The sequence below is a fragment of the Chloracidobacterium sp. genome (genome assembly GCA_015075585.1).
GTDB lineage: Bacteria > Acidobacteriota > Blastocatellia > Pyrinomonadales > Pyrinomonadaceae > OLB17.
Map to the genome: position 1 here is coordinate 1,456,902 of JABTUB010000001.1, position 16,956 is coordinate 1,473,857.

14 protein-coding genes are annotated in these 16,956 nt (G+C 53.1%); 9 read left to right on the forward strand and 5 right to left on the reverse strand.

The window, feature by feature from the left end:
• Window positions 1–297 precede the first annotated feature (297 nt).
• The 7 genes from HS105_06665 (at window position 298) to HS105_06695 (ending at window position 6,910) form a co-directional block, all read left to right on the forward strand.
• Window positions 298–1,119, forward strand: coding sequence for a TonB family protein (locus HS105_06665; GenBank protein MBE7516273.1), 822 nt, complete (start codon window positions 298–300; stop codon window positions 1,117–1,119).
• A 125-nt stretch (window positions 1,120–1,244) separates the two neighbouring features.
• Window positions 1,245–1,994: a MotA/TolQ/ExbB proton channel family protein gene (locus tag HS105_06670; protein ID MBE7516274.1), complete on the forward strand. Its 750-nt coding sequence runs from the start codon at window positions 1,245–1,247 to the stop codon at window positions 1,992–1,994.
• A gap of 50 nt (window positions 1,995–2,044) precedes the next feature.
• Window positions 2,045–2,491: a biopolymer transporter ExbD gene (locus HS105_06675; GenBank protein MBE7516275.1), complete on the forward strand. Its 447-nt coding sequence runs from the start codon at window positions 2,045–2,047 to the stop codon at window positions 2,489–2,491.
• 46 nt (window positions 2,492–2,537) lie between these two features.
• Window positions 2,538–3,011 carry a biopolymer transporter ExbD gene (locus HS105_06680; GenBank protein ID MBE7516276.1) on the forward strand — a complete coding sequence of 158 codons (474 nt, stop codon included), beginning with the start codon at window positions 2,538–2,540 and terminating at the stop codon, window positions 3,009–3,011.
• A 78-nt stretch (window positions 3,012–3,089) separates the two neighbouring features.
• Window positions 3,090–4,145, forward strand: coding sequence for a hypothetical protein (locus tag HS105_06685; GenBank protein ID MBE7516277.1), 1,056 nt, complete (start codon window positions 3,090–3,092; stop codon window positions 4,143–4,145).
• An 86-nt stretch (window positions 4,146–4,231) separates the two neighbouring features.
• A complete protein-coding gene (locus HS105_06690) occupies window positions 4,232–6,436 on the forward strand; it encodes a bifunctional (p)ppGpp synthetase/guanosine-3',5'-bis(diphosphate) 3'-pyrophosphohydrolase (GenBank protein MBE7516278.1) in 2,205 nt (734 codons plus the stop codon).
• A gap of 93 nt (window positions 6,437–6,529) precedes the next feature.
• Window positions 6,530–6,910 (forward strand): RidA family protein, encoded by a 381-nt coding sequence (locus tag HS105_06695; protein MBE7516279.1) that lies wholly within the window; start codon window positions 6,530–6,532, stop codon window positions 6,908–6,910.
• Window positions 6,911–6,977: 67 nt separating this feature from the next.
• Here HS105_06695 and HS105_06700 read toward each other — a convergent pair whose 3' ends face one another.
• On the reverse strand, window positions 6,978–7,172 hold the full coding sequence (locus HS105_06700) for a 50S ribosomal protein L28 (GenBank protein ID MBE7516280.1): 195 nt from the start codon (window positions 7,170–7,172) through the stop codon (window positions 6,978–6,980).
• Window positions 7,173–7,262: 90 nt separating this feature from the next.
• Here HS105_06700 and HS105_06705 point away from each other — a divergent pair, with 90 nt between their 5' ends.
• Complete coding sequence (locus HS105_06705; protein ID MBE7516281.1) at window positions 7,263–8,513, forward strand: SurA N-terminal domain-containing protein; 1,251 nt, start codon at window positions 7,263–7,265, stop codon at window positions 8,511–8,513.
• A gap of 68 nt (window positions 8,514–8,581) precedes the next feature.
• Window positions 8,582–10,480, forward strand: a complete 1,899-nt coding sequence (locus HS105_06710) for an ABC-F family ATP-binding cassette domain-containing protein (GenBank protein MBE7516282.1) — start codon at window positions 8,582–8,584, stop codon at window positions 10,478–10,480.
• Window positions 10,481–10,960: 480 nt separating this feature from the next.
• Here the strand turns inward: HS105_06710 and tnpA are convergent, their stop codons facing one another.
• From tnpA to HS105_06730, 4 genes are all read right to left on the reverse strand, one after another.
• On the reverse strand, window positions 10,961–11,395 hold the full coding sequence (tnpA, locus tag HS105_06715) for an IS200/IS605 family transposase (GenBank protein ID MBE7516283.1): 435 nt from the start codon (window positions 11,393–11,395) through the stop codon (window positions 10,961–10,963).
• Window positions 11,396–12,030: 635 nt separating this feature from the next.
• Window positions 12,031–14,091 (reverse strand): M20/M25/M40 family metallo-hydrolase, encoded by a 2,061-nt coding sequence (locus tag HS105_06720; protein MBE7516284.1) that lies wholly within the window; start codon window positions 14,089–14,091, stop codon window positions 12,031–12,033.
• 132 nt (window positions 14,092–14,223) lie between these two features.
• Window positions 14,224–15,693 carry an IMP dehydrogenase gene (gene guaB, locus HS105_06725; protein MBE7516285.1) on the reverse strand — a complete coding sequence of 490 codons (1,470 nt, stop codon included), beginning with the start codon at window positions 15,691–15,693 and terminating at the stop codon, window positions 14,224–14,226.
• 78 nt (window positions 15,694–15,771) lie between these two features.
• Window positions 15,772–16,797, reverse strand: coding sequence for a helix-turn-helix domain-containing protein (locus HS105_06730; protein MBE7516286.1), 1,026 nt, complete (start codon window positions 16,795–16,797; stop codon window positions 15,772–15,774).
• Window positions 16,798–16,956: the final 159 nt, after the last annotated feature.

Below are 16,956 nucleotides of genomic sequence, written 5' to 3' on the forward strand. Positions count from 1 at the left end.
AGTTAATCTTGACTTTCAAAAATCAAACTTTTAGACTGCAATACGTTGCTGGTCAATTGAATGACGGATCTTGTTTTTCGCAAATTTGCGATGAAGTGCGTTTTTCTAGCTAGGATTGATGTCAATGTTGGCCATATGCGTTTCAAGTGGCATCTCGAATGTGGTCGAATAAGAATCTTCGATCGTGGTGCCGAAAATCACGTTCATTCGTGAAATTTGTAATATAATTGACGCAATTTTTTATTCGATAAGCTTGATCGAGTTTGGCACCGGTGAGTAGCAGTCGGAGGTAATGATATGCTTGACCAGTTAGTTGAATCTAAGAGTAACGCGAGGGAGAACGGCCGACGCGGACGCTTTATGGCGATCGTCTTGATCTTGGCGGTCGTTACCGTACTCGGTTTGTGGACGCGTGATCTCTTTGCTCATGATTACAGCATGGGCGGAGGCGATCTTGAATTGTCCACGCTTGTGGCACCGCCGCCGCCGGAAGATGAGCCGCCGCCGGAGAAGCCAAAAGAGCCTGAGAAACAGCAGAAGCAGCCCGATGTCGATGTTCGTAAGGAACTGATAGCAAATATCAACACGACGCCGCCTGCGATCCCTAAAGAAGTTGAGACAAAGAAGACCAACTTCCAGGCGATGCGTGAGAACGTAAAGACAGTTCAGGGTAATGAGAACATAACGAACGTTTCTGCTGTTCCGGAAAGAGGAGCGGGAGCCGTTCAAAGCGGGACGACGCTTGGTACCGGCAGTACGGGAAGCGGCCGAGGTGACGACGATGATGAAGGCGGGGCACCGCCGCCAAAGGCACCGCCGCCGGCGCCAAAGCCGCCATCAAAGCCTATATCCGGTGGTGTGCTAAATGGGAAGGCTTTGAGTCTGCCGAAGCCGGGATATCCGGCGGCCGCGCGTTCGGTTCATGCAAGCGGAACTGTGACCGTACAAGTGACGATCAGTGAGTCCGGCTCGGTGATATCGGCAAATGCGGTCAGCGGGCATCCGCTGCTGCGTGCTGCGGCTGAACAGGCCGCACGCGGCGCCCGCTTCAGCCCGACGCTGCTTTCGGGGCAGCCTGTCAAGGTAACAGGCGTTATTACGTACAATTTCGTACAGTAGATCGCTTTGGATAGAAAAATTTTTACATACGCGGGAACGGCCTGGCCCGTTTCCGCGTCTAAGTCAGCAAAGGGCCGCAGCTGGCGCGTGCTAGATATTTTTTTGATTTCTTTGGAGGAAAAATCATGACTTTTCTTGGTAGCCTGGTCGGAATGGACACCTCGGGCTTTCTACTTATGTTTGCCGAAGGTGGAGTTTCGTTCGGCATTTACGATATCGCAAAGAGCCTGACCATTCCCGGTTGGGGCGTTATCATCACGCTTCTTATCGAGTCGGTCTATATGATCGCCGTCGGCATTGAGCGTTGGCTTACGTACAACAAGGCGAAGGCACAGTCCCGTCAGTACGCGCCGAAAGTTGCCCAGGCACTTAAGAACAGCAACATCGACGAAGCCATCAACATCAGCGACAAGCACAAGGATTCGCACCTTGCGATGGTCGTTTCGTCAGGTTTGAAAGAGTTTGCTGCCCATCAGGGCAACGCAGAGATCTCGGCAGACGAGATGGAAGCGTCAAAGCGTGCGCTCGAACGAGCTATTGCTGTTAAGACCGCTGAGCTTAAACGCGGCCTCGCCGGCCTTGCGACGGTCGGTTCAACCGCTCCGTTCGTCGGCCTGTTTGGTACGGTCGTCGGTATCATCGGCGCTTTCCAAGCTCTGAAGGCCAATGAATCGGCCGGTATCGGCGCGGTCGGCGGTGCTATCGCCGAGGCCCTTGTGGCTACTGCGTTCGGTATTCTCGTGGCGGTCCCTGCTGTTTGGCTGTTCAATTACTTCACGAGCAAGGTTACGAGCTTCAGTGTCGAGATGGAGAACTCGGCGTCAGAACTCGTCGATTACTTTATCAAGCAGCGCGGCAAGAGCCTCCGCGGTTAGTTCGATGTCCGGGCCGATGGCGGCCCGGAACGAGTTAGGAGAATATTGCTATGGGAATGCAAGTTGGCGGAACCAATGAATTCAACTCGGAGATCAATGTAACTCCGATGGTGGATGTCATGCTGGTGCTCTTGATCATCTTCATGATCGTAACGCCGCTGCTGCAAGCAGGCGTGTCGGTAAATCTGCCGCGCGACATGGTCAGTCCTGATGAGGATGCGGATATCGCAAAAGACACTTCGGTGATCATTGCGATACCTGATAACAACAATTTCTACATCGGAAAGGACGTCTTTCCCCTTGATCAGCTCGGCGAAGTGATAAAGAAGCGTATGGAAGGCAAAACGCCCGAAAAACGTATCGTTTATATCAAGAGCGGCATTGATGTCGAATATGGCCAGGTCGTTAAAGCGATCGATACCATCCGAAAGCAGGATATCGACAAGGTCGGCCTTGTAGCGGATAAGAAGAAAGGGGCGGACGCTCCTAAAGAATAAGTAGCCTCGCTTAACGGGCCTTTATGGCCGGGAGGTATTTAAGAATATGGGAATGTCAACAGGCAGCTCCGACGGGGCGGTCCCTTCGATCAACGTAACGCCGCTGATCGACGTATTGCTCGTACTTCTGATCATCTTTATGGTCATCACGCCGATGAAGCCGAGCCGTTTTGAGGCGAAGGTTCCGGCGGAGCCGAAGAATGACCCGACAGTAGCCGTTAAGCCTAACCCGCTGACCTTGGTCGTGGGCATCAATAGCTCGGACGGCAGTGTTACGCTCAACAACGAGCCGTTCGGTTCGGTTGGCGATACGGAAAAGCTGACAAACCGACTGCGTGAGATCTTCAAACAGCGCGAAGAGAACGGCGTGCTGCGTGAAGGAACCAACGAGGTCGAAAAGACGCTGTTCCTTAAGGCGCCGAAGACCATTCGTTACGGCGACGTTGTCAAGGTCATTGATGCGGTTAAAATGGCCGGTGCCTCGCCGATCGGGCTGCAGATCGACGATCTGGCGAACTAATTTGTGCCTGTAATTATCGCCGGCCCTCATGATTGTTTGCGGGCTACGCGGTATGCGGGTCGTTAAATGGAGTTAATAATGAGATTGTCTCGTTTTTGGCTGTTGGCGCTGGTCGCCGGAGCCGTCTTGCTGGGAACGAACTGTTCTTACTACAACAAGGTCATGGCACGAAAGAACCTCGTGGATGGCTCAAAGGCGTATAAGGACCGTAAGTTCGCTGATGCGGAAAGATTATTCCGCTATGCTGCATCGCTCGACCCCAACGGGACGACGATGGAAGGCCGTACTGCACAACTATCACTCGCTCGAACGCTGCATTCGATGTACATCGGCGACCGAAGTAAGAAGGAATACGCGCAACAGGCTCTTGACGAGTATAAGAAGAGCCTTCCGCAGATGGCGAAGGACCTTACTGACGTTACAGCAAAGTACGAGCAGAATAAGAACAGCGCCGAACTTCAACGACAGTATTTTGCCGATCTTTCTGCGGTTAACAGCACGACCGGTGCGATAGCGAATCTTCTCGATACCTTGGATCAGAAGGACGAGGCCCGCCAATGGCAGCTCCAGGTCGCTGACGATGCTTCGATGCCGATAACCGCGAGGGCTCGTGCATTGAGTTCGTTGGCGTCAAAGGCGAACAGTTGTGCCAATGATATCTCAGACACTGAGGCTACGAAGAAAACAGTAAAGAAGGACGGCAAAGACGTGTTCCAGTTCGTAAAGCCTGCTAATGCAGATGACTTTACAAAACTGAAGCAGTGTGTTGAAGAAGGGCAGAAGTATGTCGATCAGGCACTCGCTCTTGAGCCTCCCGAGGTCAAGAATGCGGCCTCGCTCGATCTAAAGAGCCTCAACGACATACAGCTGGCCATCGACAGCGAGATATTCAAGGTGTTCGAGTCGGTGCGTTCATACAAGGCGGCTTTGACGAATCAGGCAATGCGTATCGCAGAGATGGACGGCAATACCGCCGAGCGTGATCGCCTGAAGGATGCCTCGGATGCCGCAAAGAATGCGTTCTCATCACTCAGCGATGTCGTCAAATCGATAACCGCTGAGCAGGATGCCCGAGCCGCTGCAAAGGAAGAGGCCGAGAAGGGAGCAGCAGCGAACGCTAACGCTAATAAGTAGTCCGATCTTTCTTTCCAAGACGGCGATGCTCATTTACTATTGAATGAGCATCGCCTTGTTTTGTCTCTGCCCTTTAGGCGACCGTTATGATTCGCATTGAGGACGTCATAGAAAAAGTGCTTGTCAACCGCCCCGCGGCGAATGTTGACCTTATACGCAGGGCGTATATGTTCTCAGCACTGCATCATCGCGGCCAAACGCGGGCGTCCGGCGAGCCGTATCTCGTCCATCCGATAGCAGTTGCGGATATCTTGGCCGATCAGCGCCTCGATGAGGTGAGCGTTGCGACGGGGCTTCTTCACGATGTGGTCGAGGATACGCTCGTCGATCTCGACACGATCAAGCAGTATTTCGGTGACGAGATCACCAATCTGGTTGACGGCCTTACCAAGATCGCCCATATTAGCAGCCTTTCAAAAGAAAAACAGCAAGCCGAGAATGTCCGCAAAATGGTGCTTGCCATGATAACGGACGTGCGCGTCGTGCTGATCAAGCTTGCCGATCGGCTTCATAATATGCGTACAATGCAGTTCCTGCGGCCCGAGAAGCGAGCGCGCATCTCTCAGGAAACATTGGACATATACGCTCCGATCGCCCATCGGCTCGGCATGGGTAAGCTTCGCAGCGAGCTAGAGGACCTCTCATTCCAAAATATCTACCCCGAAGAGTACAAGCGGCTGGCAAACGAGGTTGACGTAAGGCGGCCGGAGTTGGAAGCCACGCTTGAACGCATAAAGTCAACCATTGCCGAAAAGCTGACCGAGAATGAGATACCGTATGTCGCGATCGAGGGCCGCGTCAAACGCCTCTACTCGCTTTGGAAAAAACTCAAGAAGCAAAAGATCGTGATCGAGCAGGTATATGATCTTCTGGCTGCACGGATAATAACGCCGAACGATCGAAAATACTGCTATCTCGCACTCAGCGTGATCCACGATGTGTGGTCGCCCGTGCCGGATCGGTTCAAAGATTGGATCGGGAATCCGCGGGATAACCTTTACCAATCGCTGCACACTTCAGTGATCGACAAGACGGGCCAGGCGTTCGAGGTGCAGATCCGCACCGAGGAAATGCACCACGTTGCCGAGGAAGGCGTTGCCGCGCATTGGAAATATAAGGAGAAGAAACTCGGTGCTCATCAGGAGGACGATACACTTGATGAACTGCGGAAAACGGTCGAAAAGCTCCTGCTGCCGCTGGTTGACGGCAACGATCCTATCGATGACTCCGAGGATTTTGTCGAAGCGTTAAAACTCGATCTCTTTCCGAAGGATGTTTATGCATTCACGCCAATGGGCAAGGTCATCGCATTGCCGCGGGGTTCGACGCCGATCGACTTTGCTTATGCCATTCATTCTGTTGTTGGCGATACATGCACCGGTGCAAAGGTGAACGGCCGCATTGTCCCGCTGCGGCACGAGATTCAGAACGGCGAGGTCATCGAGATACTGACGACGCAGAATTCGAAGCCGTCGAGGGATTGGCTGAGCTTTGTTGCGACGAGCAAGGCCCGCAACAGGATACGGCACTGGATCTCGCTTCAGCAGCGTGAAGAATCGATCGAGATCGGGCGAAAGCTGCTTGAGCGCGAGGCCGACCGTTTCCGGGTAACACCGAAGAAACTGCTGAACAATGAGCAGGAGATGAAGCGTATCGCCAATGACTACGGCCTCAGCCGCAGTGAGGACCTGCTCGCATCGGTCGGCTACGGCAAGACCCTTCCGCGAAATGTTCTCGCAAAATTTCTCGGTGATAAGTTCGATGAGCATGACCCTGAGAAGAAAAAGCAGACAAAGCTCACAACCGGCATCAAGGCTGTCGGCCGCCTGATAGGGTTGGGAGAAGATGCGATCGTGGTCAAGGGTGTGGATAATCTGCTCACGACGCGCGCCCGCTGCTGCAATCCGCTCCGCGGCGAGGATATCATCGGCTATATTTCCCTCGGCAAGGGAATCGTCGTGCATAACCGACGCTGTAAGAATGTCACACAGTTAATGGCCAATCGCGACCGGATCGTTGAGGTCGAATGGGCAAAGGGCGGCGCGGATCAAATTCAATCAGTGCATATTCTCGTAACGACCGAGAACCGCACAGGTATGCTTGCCGGTATCACAAATGCCATCGCCGAGATCAAAACAGGGATCCGCGACGCTCGTGCAAGCGTTTCAAAGGAAGATGTAGGCACGATCGAGGTAACCGTCGAGGTCTTTGATAAAAAGCATCTCGATAAGGTTCTCAGGGCCATCTCGAACGTGCCCGGCGTTATCGCTGTCGAGCGCCATAACTCTTAGCTCTGTGCCTGTCGCCGGTCTTACTTTCTTTTTCCCATTTTATTTGTTACAATTCGCCTTTTGCTTGAGACCTCGGGGAAGGGGTGTATTGCTATGAACGAGATCATTTCAACTGAAAAGGCGCCGGGAGCGATCGGCCCGTATTCGCAGGCGGTCAAGGCAGGGAATACCGTGTTTTGCTCCGGCCAGATCCCTATTGACACCGCCACGGGCGAATTTGTCGCGGGCGGGGTCGCCGAACAGACCGAGCAGGTCTTAAAGAATCTTTCGGAAGTACTGACAGCAGCCGGTGCGAGCGTGAACAGCGTGGTTAAGACAACAGTATTTTTGGCGGATATGAATGATTTTGCCGCGATGAATGAGGTGTACGCAAGATTCTTCAACGAGAACAAGCCCGCACGGGCAACCGTTCAGGCGGCACGTCTGCCGCGCGATGCTCGGGTCGAGATCGACTGCATCGCGATCGCAGCGTGAGCGGAAAAAAGGAACGCCCGGAACGAGCCGGGCGTTGAAGAAACAGTGATATTTGTCAATGTGACCGTTACGCAGCCTTTGTGATCTTGCCGGATTTGATACAGCGCGTGCAAACCTTGGCCCGCACGTTACCGCCGGCAGATGCTTGGATGCGAACCGATTGAAGGTTAGGGTTGAAACGTCGACGCGTTTTGTTATTAGCGTGTGATACGTTGTTTCCGAATTGCGGGCCTTTCCCGCAGATGTCGCAGCGTTTTGCCATAATAACCACCTCCTATTACGAGGTATCAAGAGTTTTCGTTAAAACTCAAAAACAGCATTTATAACAAACATAAACGGGACTAGTCAAGTTATGATAAGACGTCAGAAAGGAGACAATGCAATTGTGCTGAAAAAAGTGAGGACCGGAGCGGCGCTTTCCGGTGCATTATTGACCGCTGTTTTTATAGCGGCGTGCGGCGGAAGCGGCCCTGTGAGTAATGGGTCGAATGAAACAGCGGCCACTGTGAACGGCAAGGCGATCAAAATGGAGGATGTTGACCGCGCGGTCAAGATCCAGGCTCAGGGCCAAGAATCGCGCTTCTCGCCGCTGGAGCTCGCGAGTGCGCGGCTGCAGGTCCTCGACGGCCTGATCCAACAGGAAGTTATGTTCCAAAGGGCCGAAAAGGAAGGGACGGTTCCGACGGAAGAAGAAATAACTGCCGAAATTAACAAGCAAAAGACGCAGAGCGGTAAATCTGCCGACCAGATCGAGAAGGAAATGAAGGACCAGGGCGTTACTGATGCTATCCTTCGCGACCAGATCAAGAAGGGGCTTGCCACGCAGAAGCTCGTTGAAAAGATCACAGGAAAGATCGAAGCACCCAAAGACAGCGAGATCCAGGCGTTCTACGATGGTAATAAAGAGGCTTTTGTAAAACGCAAAGGCGTGAAGCTTGCCGCGATCATTGTCGATCCGGGCAACAGCGGCGAAGGCGATACGACCATTGATGAAGTGTCTGCCGTCGCAAAGGCGAATGAGATCGTTGGGAAGTTAAAGGCCGGGCAGCAGTTCGCGGATCTGGCGCGTGAATTCAGCGAGGATCAGAGCAAGTTCCAAGGCGGCGATCTCGGCTACATATCCGAAGACGATCTCAAGCAGGAGTTCTCTGATGCGACGGCGGCCTATCTTATGAATCCGCAGTTTCAGGTCGGCGGGATCGTTACGGCACGCGCGCAGGGGAAGTTGTTCATTCTCAAACTGCAGGATCGCAGCGATAAGGATGAGGCGTTGACGCTTGAAAGCCCCGGCGTTCGCGAGCAGGTTCAGAAGTCTCTCGTTGACACGCGCAAGCAGCTTCTCACTGCCGCGTACCAAACGATAGCTCTCAACGAAGCGAAGATCGAAAATTACCTTGCAAAAAAGGTGGTAGAGAATCCGAATGAGCTTAGCGGAGCGCGTCCGGCGAGTCCGGCGAACACGGCTCCGGCGGCCAATTCGACTCCTGCCGGTAATACGAACAGCAACACTGCCGGCGAGAGCCCGAAGGCGAACGCCAATGCTCCGGCAAAGGATACGAAGCCGGCTGAGAAGGCACCTGCGGCTCCTGCGGCGAAAAAGTAGGCCGGATCGGCGGTCGATAAATTTGGTGAGGGACGAGTTCGGCTCGCCTTCACCTTTTTAGTTTCAAAGTGCTCTTCAGACTTTCAAATGTTCAAAGGTCATACGGCGGCGATGATGTGCTGCGCGGCGTGTCTTTCCAGATCGACCCCGAAGAAAAGGCGGGCCTCGTAGGAAGGAACGGTGCGGGCAAGACGACAATATTCCGCCTTGTTACGGGCAGCGAATCGCCTGACGGCGGTGAAGTGATCCGGGCAAGCGGGCTAAAGCTCGGGCTGCTCGATCAACACGTCGAATTCAACGCCGGTGAGACCGTTCACACTGCCGCGCTGTCAGCGTTCAAAGAGATACACGATATCGAAGCTGAGATGCGCACGCTGGAAGTCCAAATGGCGACCGATCATTCCGACGCGGTCCTCGGCCGCTATGCCGATCTTCAGACGCGGTTCGAACAGCTCGACGGTTTCTCATATGCTGCAAGGGCGGAATCGATCCTTATGGGCATGGGCTTTGACCGTACGAAGTGGCAGCAGGAGGCCGCAAAGCTTTCCGGAGGGCAAAAGAATCGACTCGGAATGGTCCGAATGCTTCTTTCGGATGCCGATGTACTTTTGCTAGATGAGCCGACGAACCACTTGGATGTTGACGCCGTAGAGTGGCTCGAAAACTTCCTTAAAGACTACGACAAAGCCTACGTTGTGATCAGCCACGATCGGTATTTCCTCGACCGGACGACGACGCGCGTCATCGAGATCGATCGGGGCAAGGCGATCTCTTACAAGGGCAACTACTCAAGCTATCTCGTCGAGCGCGAACTTCGTCGCGAGCAGCAACAGCGTGAATATGAGAATCAAAAAGCTCTGATCAATAAGACCGAGGAGTTCATCCGCCGCAACCTTGAAGGCCAAAAGACCAAACAGGCAAAATCACGCCGCAATATGCTCGAGCGGATGGAGCGTATCGAAGCGGTGCCGTCGGAAAAGAGCGGCGGCAACTTCAAACTGAAGAACGTCGAACGTGCAGGGAACAATGTGCTTACGACAGAGGATCTGGCGATCGGCTATGGTGAAAAAGTGCTTGCAGGCGGCATCAACATAGCTCTGCACAGAGGAGGCGTACTTGGTGTCATAGGTGCGAACGGCACGGGTAAAACTACGCTTCTAAAGACATTGCTGGGGCAGATCCGCGAACTCAACGGACGTATAACTTGGGGCACAAAGACGGATATCGGCTACTATTCGCAGTCGCTCGACGATCTTTACGAAGGGAACGATGTCATCAATGAGCTTCGGCGTGTGGCACCGTCAGCGGAGAATGTCGAGCTTCGATCATTCCTTGCAAGGTTCCTTTTCTTCGGCGACGATATCGAGAAAAAGGTCGCGACGCTTTCCGGCGGCGAAAAGGGCCGGCTTTCGCTTGCAAAGCTGATCTACTCGCAAAAGAACGTTCTGGTGCTTGATGAACCGACGAACCACCTTGATATTCCGGCACGCGAGGCTCTCGAAGCCGCGCTCCGCGAGTTTCCCGGCACGATAATAACGGTCAGCCACGATCGCTTCTTTCTTGATGAACTTGCGACGCAGATCCTGTCGTTCGAGGCGGACGGAAGCGTGCTCGATCATAAAGGCAACTACACCGAGTTCCATGAGTGGAAACTGCGTACGGCCGCCGAAACAACAACGACGGAAATCGCCGCGACCGCGGTTTCAAATGCCGCACCGGGCCGCCGAGTCGTACGATCATTATCAAAGAATCAGCGTCTGCATCTCGAAAAGTGCATCGCGGAGCTGGAAAAAACTATCCCGCAGCTCGAAGCCGAAGCGGAAGCGTTGTCGTTGAAAATGGCCGAGCCTGACGCCGCCGCAGATTTTGCCGTGCTCTCCGCCTTGACCAAGGAACATAACGAGATACAGACGCGGATCAAGGACCTTTACGCCGAATGGGAACGCGCCGCAGAAGAGCTTGGATGAAGCGTGCGGCTTACGGATCCGTCACAGATCTCTTTAACAGTAATTCCGGCTCGAAGTGGTGTTTTCATTATTTTTGTTTCGTTCGCTGACTGCATTGAATTGCCACGCCATTTATGGCGTGGTTGTATGCTGCAAACAGCTCTTTCGGCTTTAGCCGAACATTGGGCTAAAGCCCAAGCCCTTTCCTGTCTTTGCTCTCCACTAGCTGAAGCTAGTGGCAATTCCCAATGCAAAAAGCTAAAGCTAGTGGCGATTCTCAAAGCAAAAAGCTAAAGCGTGTGGCAATTCTCAAAGCAAAAAGCTAAAGCTAGTGGCGACTCTCAAAGCAAAAAGCTAGAGCTAGTGGCAATTCCCAATGCAAAAAGCTAAAGCTCGCGGCAAATCTCAACGCAGATGCTGAAGCTAGCGGTAATTCTAAAACTCCTGCTGAATTGCCACTAGCTTCAGCTAGTGGGAAAATTGGATTAAATGTTTTGGGCTTTAGCCCAACCCTTGACTAAATCCTCCGCGTTCAAGGAAGTCATCGAACTCCTCGTTAAAAGGACGGAACCGATGATGTTCTTCCTGCGAATCGATATATTTTCTCACCTTTGGCAATAAAGATTGGCTCACAGAAACCGCAAAGTATTCATCCTGCCAGTGGAATTTACCGCGACACAACCGGTTCTTATTTATCCAGTGCGACGACTCGCCTTTCAACAGCCGCATTATTTCATCAAGATTTTGTCCTGAACCTAAAGACACAAGGCAATGAACGTGCTCGACCCAGCCATTCAATGCACCTATAAATATTTTTTTTGCCTTGGCGTTCGCGCGAATATGCTCGAACACCTTATATCTGATCGATTCCGTAAGCAAAGGTTCGCGATCTTTAGTAGTCCAGACGAAATGTATCCAAACACTGATATGTGGCATATGATTAGTTTGGGCTAAAGCCCTGGTCTTTTTTCGTGCCTTGTGTCCACTAGCTAAAGCTAGTGGTAATTCTAAAACTTCTACTGAATTGGCACTAGCTTTAGCTAGTGGACAATTGGCTTTCAAATTTTTGGGGCTTTAGCCCAATGATGGAAAAGTTTGTTGGGCTAAAGCCCAAGCCCTTGCCTGTCTTTGCTCTCCACTAGCTGAAGCTAGTGGCAATTCCCAATGCAAAAAGCTAAAGCTAGTGGCGATTCTCAGAACAAAAAGCTAAAGCTAGTGGCAATTCTAAAATTCTTATGAATGGCCAAGCCATTTATGACGTCGATACAAGCGTTCATCGTGTCGGTCGTACCGTCCTCGTTAATAAAATATCCCACCTGGAAAGACTTTGACATTATTTAGAAAGACTTTGACATCGTTCGGAAGTGATCTGTAACGATATTTTTGGCTTTTGCAGCGATCGCGAGCTAATTTTCTGTCAATTTTAACTCTCGCGACAGTCGGAAGCAGGCACCGCGCGTAAGAAGTTCAAGGACTGAGGCCGCGATCTGAGCGCACTCATCTGCGTCGAGCGCAAAAAAAGAGGCTGCCGTTTAAGGCAACCTCAAATATCCGTTCAGGAAATTGGCAGGTCAGCGGACAAATGCTCCGGGCGCCGGTTGGTCGCCGTTACTGCCGTATTGAACAACGAGCCAGTTGGAGCTTGTGCGGTTGATCCACCAAGTACCGGTTGACGGGCGGAAGATCGCAATATCCGCTTTGCCGTCGCCGTCGAAATCGGCGGGTGCCGGCAGATCGCCGTTAACGCCGTAATTTGTAACGGTTGTCGCTCCCGTCGTGCTCTTGATGATGTACCAGTTACCTTCGGCCGGACGAAAGAGTGCGATGTCGGCCTTGCCGTCGCCGTCGTAATCAGCCGGTACGACCTGGTCGCCGACCGAGCCGAGCCGCGTTATCTTCTGCTGCCCCGTAGATAGATTCTGATACCAATAGCCTGTATCCGGCCGATAGACCGCAATATCAGTCTTGCCGTCGCCGTCATAATCGGCCGGCGCCGGAATGTCGGTCGAAATGCCGTAGGCGGTCGCAAGCAGCCCGGCAGTGCTTCGGTTGATCCACCAAGTGCCGGTTGACGGGCGGTAAACCGCAATGTCTGCCTTGCCGTCGCCGTCGTAATCGCCCGGAACGGTAATGTCATTCGCGGTTCCGAAGAGCTCTATGCGTACCGTGGATGTTGCGCTGTTGTAGATGTACCACGCACCCTGCGACGGCCGATAGACCGCGATATCGGCTTTTCCGTCGCCGTCGTAATCCGCCGGAACGATGCGGTCGGTCGCTATGCCGAACTGCATCGCAAAACTGCCGCTTTGGCTGCGGTCAACGTACCACGTGCCTTGTGAAGGCCTGAAGACCGATCGATCGGCCTTGCCGTCGCGGTCAAAATCGAACGGCACACCACGAGTGGCAAATGACCCCTTTGCCAACTCACCGACGAACGATATCGCGAGTTTCGCGAACTTCAACGCGTGATTAGCGTTGTCACCCGACTGCGCGATCGTGTCATTCGCAGTGTGAATGTAGGGATTATCCTGATTCATCATCGCCTCGAAAGGCATCGAGGCGGCATAACCTTTGTTGTACCACGAAGCGTGATCAGAACAGCCGTATCCGCACGATGATGTCCCAACGGTCAGTGTCGGCTGATAGGCCGTGATCAGATTTGTTACGAATGTGTTCTGCGCAGCGTTCGTGTAGTCCGTCATCAGGACGATGTCGTATCCGGGCGAACCCTTGTAATTCGTCATATCGAGCTGTATGACGCCGACAACATTCTTATTCTGTGCCTGATAGGCCGCGACGATGTCCTTTGAGCCTTTGAGTCCGGCCTCTTCGGCAGCGTATGCCATGAATTGGACCGTGCGCTTAGGCCGAAAGCTCTTTGTCATCAGGACGCGGATCGCTTCGGTCATTGACGCGATCCCTGACGCATCGTCGTCCGCACCCGGAGCGGGAAGCGTTTGGCCGCTGAGATTGATGGAATCCTGATGGCCGCCGACAACGACGATCTCATTCGGAAGTTCGGTGCCGGTGATCGTCATTATGATCGAGGGCTGCGGGGATACGTTCGCAGGATGATTAAAGAACGCTACGCTCGCATCGCTTCGGCCTGCAGCGAGAGCCTCCCACTTTGCCTTTATCCAATTCGCGGAATCAAGGCCGCTCGGCTGATTGTAACGGCGATTCGGAAAACCCGAAAGATCGATGATCGTCTGGCGATTTTGAAATTCACTGGTCTGACTCAGCATCGAATTGACCGCAGCATGATTGTCGATCGTGTAGGTTATCAGGCTTTGCTTTGCCGCGGCAGCCCTCATGTCCGTCAGCCATGCGATGGCGTCGGCTTCGCTGTCGTGTGCTACAAAGCCGCCGCACTTGTTGAAGTATTCGTGCATTGCCTGCGAGAGTTCTTCGGTTTGCATCTCATTGAGCCGAAGCAACGCAATGCCGTCAATGGTCGATGCGACGTGCAATCCCTTTAATGATGATCCGGCATCAGCCGCACGCCGCTCGATTACCGTACTCAACTCTTTGCTGTCAACGCTTATCCAGTGTTCCGCAACGCTTGCATGTGTATCCGTAAGCCGATATGCGGCAAGACCCGCGGCAATGCTGAATACAGCAAAAACTATCATTAAAATCCTGATCTTATGATGCATCGTCATTCTTCCTGTCAGTGTGAATATCCTCAACTACCAAACCGCATATTATATAACAGAATGGCTCGATAACTGCATTTGAAAAATGCTGTTATCCGCAGCGGCGCACTAGCTTTCGATGCGGTAATTCGGCGCTTCTTTTGTAATTATAACGTCGTGGACGTGCGATTCACGCAAGCCGGCGGATGTGATACGCACGAACCGCGTATTGTGCTGAAGCTCATTGATCGTGCGGCAGCCCGTGTAGCCCATGCCCGAACGCAGTCCGCCGATGAGCTGCGTAACCATTTCGGCAAGGGTTCCTTTGTACGCAACGCGGCCCTCGATGCCTTCGGGAACGTATTTGGAATCGGACACGGTGCCTTCCTGCGAGTAGCGATCGCTCGACCCTTTCTTCATCGCACCGATCGAGCCCATTCCGCGATATGTCTTGAAATTCCTGCCCTGGAACAAAATAACCTCGCCCGGAGCCTCTTCCGTTCCGGCAAAGAGCGAACCGATCATTACGCTGTCAGCACCGGCGGCGATCGCTTTGGCAACGTCGCCGGAGAACTTGATGCCGCCGTCCGCTATCACCGGCACTCCGGTTCCTGCCGCCGCGCGTACACACTCATTGATCGCATATATCTGCGGAACGCCCGCACCGGTTACGACCCGCGTAGTGCAGATCGAGCCGGGGCCGATACCGACCTTGATCGCGTCCGCTCCGGCGTCTATCAATGCCCGTGCAGCATCGGCGGTTGCTATATTTCCCGCGACTACCTCGATATCAGGGAACTTTTTCTTGACCTGCCTGACCGCATTTATGACGCGTGAACTGTGGCCATGAGCCGTATCAACAACGATCGCATCAACGCGCGAAGCAACGAGTTGAGACGCCCTTTCGAGAAAGTCGCCGGTGGCACCGACAGCAGCGGCACATCGAAGCCGGCCAAGCTCGTCTTTTGCAGCAAAAGGGAAGTTGATCGCTTTCTGAATATCCTTAACCGTTATCAAGCCTTTGAGATGGCCTTGATCATCAACGACGAGGAGCTTTTCGATCCTGTGTTTCTGTAGCGTTACTTTTGCTTCGTCAAGCGTGGTGCCGACCGGCACCGTTACGAGCGGCTGCGGCGTCATTATCTCGGACACCGGAATGTCGAATCGGGTCTCGAACCTGAGATCGCGATTTGTGATTATACCTACGAGCCGCCCGTCCGAATCGGTAACAGGCACGCCGCTTATCCGATACCTCTGCATTATCGCCAGAGCATCTGTAACGAGGCTTTCCTTTTCGATGGTCACAGGATCGACGATCATGCCGGATTCGCTCCGCTTGACCTTATCAACCTCTTCGGCCTGCTTTTCGATGCTGAAGTTCTTGTGAATGACGCCGATGCCGCCCTGCTGTGCGAGGGCTATGGCGAGAGCACCTTCTGTAACCGTATCCATCGCCGATGAACATAGAGGAATGTTCAGGCCGATATTTCGCGAGAATTTTGTGCTGACGTCCGCTTCGCTCGGGAGTACATCGGAATAGGACGGGACGAGCAGTACGTCGTCAAATGTTAAGCCTTCTAGAATTTCGCTGATTTCCATACGCAATTATAAACAACAGTTCGATCAAATAAAAATGCCCGTGCAACCGGACGGGCATTTGAGAACGATCGACAGCCATTAATGGCTTCTGTTGACGGGCGGTGCTGCCGGTTTTGGCGTCGCCGTCGTTTTTGGCGGAGCCGGTTTCGTATTCGCCGCAGGCCCGTTGCCGGATGTGTTCGCAGCCGGCGCGGCAGCAGAGTTGGCTGCTGAGGGCTTAGCCGGCAAAGGCGCCGGCGTCTTTCGCACGGCGGGTGCGGCAGGTGTTTGATCCGTAGGTGCTGCGGTATTGGCCGGCGACGTCCCGCTTACGATCGCTCCGCCTGAGTATATCTGCGAAAGATTATCCTTATTTATGGTGAATTCGATCCGCTGGCCCTTCGGATTGCCGATCGGCTCGGACGGCAATGTGATCGGCTTTCCGTTGATCGACAGCTGCACGACCGCCGAATTCCAACGATTATAGTTAAAAGTTATGCTTTCCTTCGGGTCGAACTGCACAGTTGATCCCGCGGCGACAACATCATCCCTTTTTTCGCCGTCAACGACCGTTTCAACACGCACAGGCTGCGTCGTGGTCTTGAACTCCATTTTTACGGCTCCCATTGCAGGCTGCGATACGCCCGCGGTCTGCGGAGCCTCTTGCGTGTTAGAGTTCGCGGCAGAATTCGCTGGCGTTTGCGGCGCAGTGTGCACCGTTTCTTCTTTCGAATTAAGATAACGTAAACCGAGCAGCACGGCTGCCGTCATTATCGCCAAGATCAAGATAGCGGTAATAACGGTCGGTACCATCGAACGTCCCGAATGATCGTCCGTCAGAACTTCGGGCCGATAAAGCACTTGTTCTGAACTTTGCGCCATTTCCGCCGCCGCGGCCTGCCGCGCATAATCGGCAAGAGCCTCTTGTTCATCGACGCCGACATATTTCGCGATCGATTTGACGAAGCCTTTATTAAATATCCCGCCGGGCAGGGGTTTATAATCGTCGCGTTCGATCGATTCAACGTAATGAGGTGAGATGCGGGTTTGCTCAGCTACCTCGCCGATAGAAATATCGCGTGCTTCACGGGCTTCCCGGAGTTTTTCGCCTAAAGTTTGTGACATTCAAGAAGTGCCTGACCCAATATATCGACTGCAAGTTTAACAAAAAAACACTATGTTGTCTAAAAGGACGTATCTAAAGACTTACGGCATTTTACAAAGCTTGTCAGTGTCTTGCGTTACCACCGTTTTGCGTGATAGTTTTAGGCATACGAAAGTCGG

Coding starts and splice junctions, on each gene's coding strand:
- HS105_06665 (MBE7516273.1), top strand. CDS start 298: ATGCTTGACCAGTTAGTTGAATCTAAGAGTAACGCGAGGGAGAACGGC.
- HS105_06670 (MBE7516274.1), top strand. CDS start 1,245: ATGACTTTTCTTGGTAGCCTGGTCGGAATGGACACCTCGGGCTTTCTA.
- HS105_06675 (MBE7516275.1), top strand. CDS start 2,045: ATGGGAATGCAAGTTGGCGGAACCAATGAATTCAACTCGGAGATCAAT.
- HS105_06680 (MBE7516276.1), top strand. CDS start 2,538: ATGGGAATGTCAACAGGCAGCTCCGACGGGGCGGTCCCTTCGATCAAC.
- HS105_06685 (MBE7516277.1), top strand. CDS start 3,090: ATGAGATTGTCTCGTTTTTGGCTGTTGGCGCTGGTCGCCGGAGCCGTC.
- HS105_06690 (MBE7516278.1), top strand. CDS start 4,232: ATGATTCGCATTGAGGACGTCATAGAAAAAGTGCTTGTCAACCGCCCC.
- HS105_06695 (MBE7516279.1), top strand. CDS start 6,530: ATGAACGAGATCATTTCAACTGAAAAGGCGCCGGGAGCGATCGGCCCG.
- HS105_06700 (MBE7516280.1), bottom strand. CDS start 7,172: ATGGCAAAACGCTGCGACATCTGCGGGAAAGGCCCGCAATTCGGAAAC.
- HS105_06705 (MBE7516281.1), top strand. CDS start 7,263: ATGATAAGACGTCAGAAAGGAGACAATGCAATTGTGCTGAAAAAAGTG.
- tnpA (MBE7516283.1), bottom strand. CDS start 11,395: ATGCCACATATCAGTGTTTGGATACATTTCGTCTGGACTACTAAAGAT.
- HS105_06720 (MBE7516284.1), bottom strand. CDS start 14,091: ATGATAGTTTTTGCTGTATTCAGCATTGCCGCGGGTCTTGCCGCATAT.
- guaB (MBE7516285.1), bottom strand. CDS start 15,693: ATGGAAATCAGCGAAATTCTAGAAGGCTTAACATTTGACGACGTACTG.
- HS105_06730 (MBE7516286.1), bottom strand. CDS start 16,797: ATGTCACAAACTTTAGGCGAAAAACTCCGGGAAGCCCGTGAAGCACGC.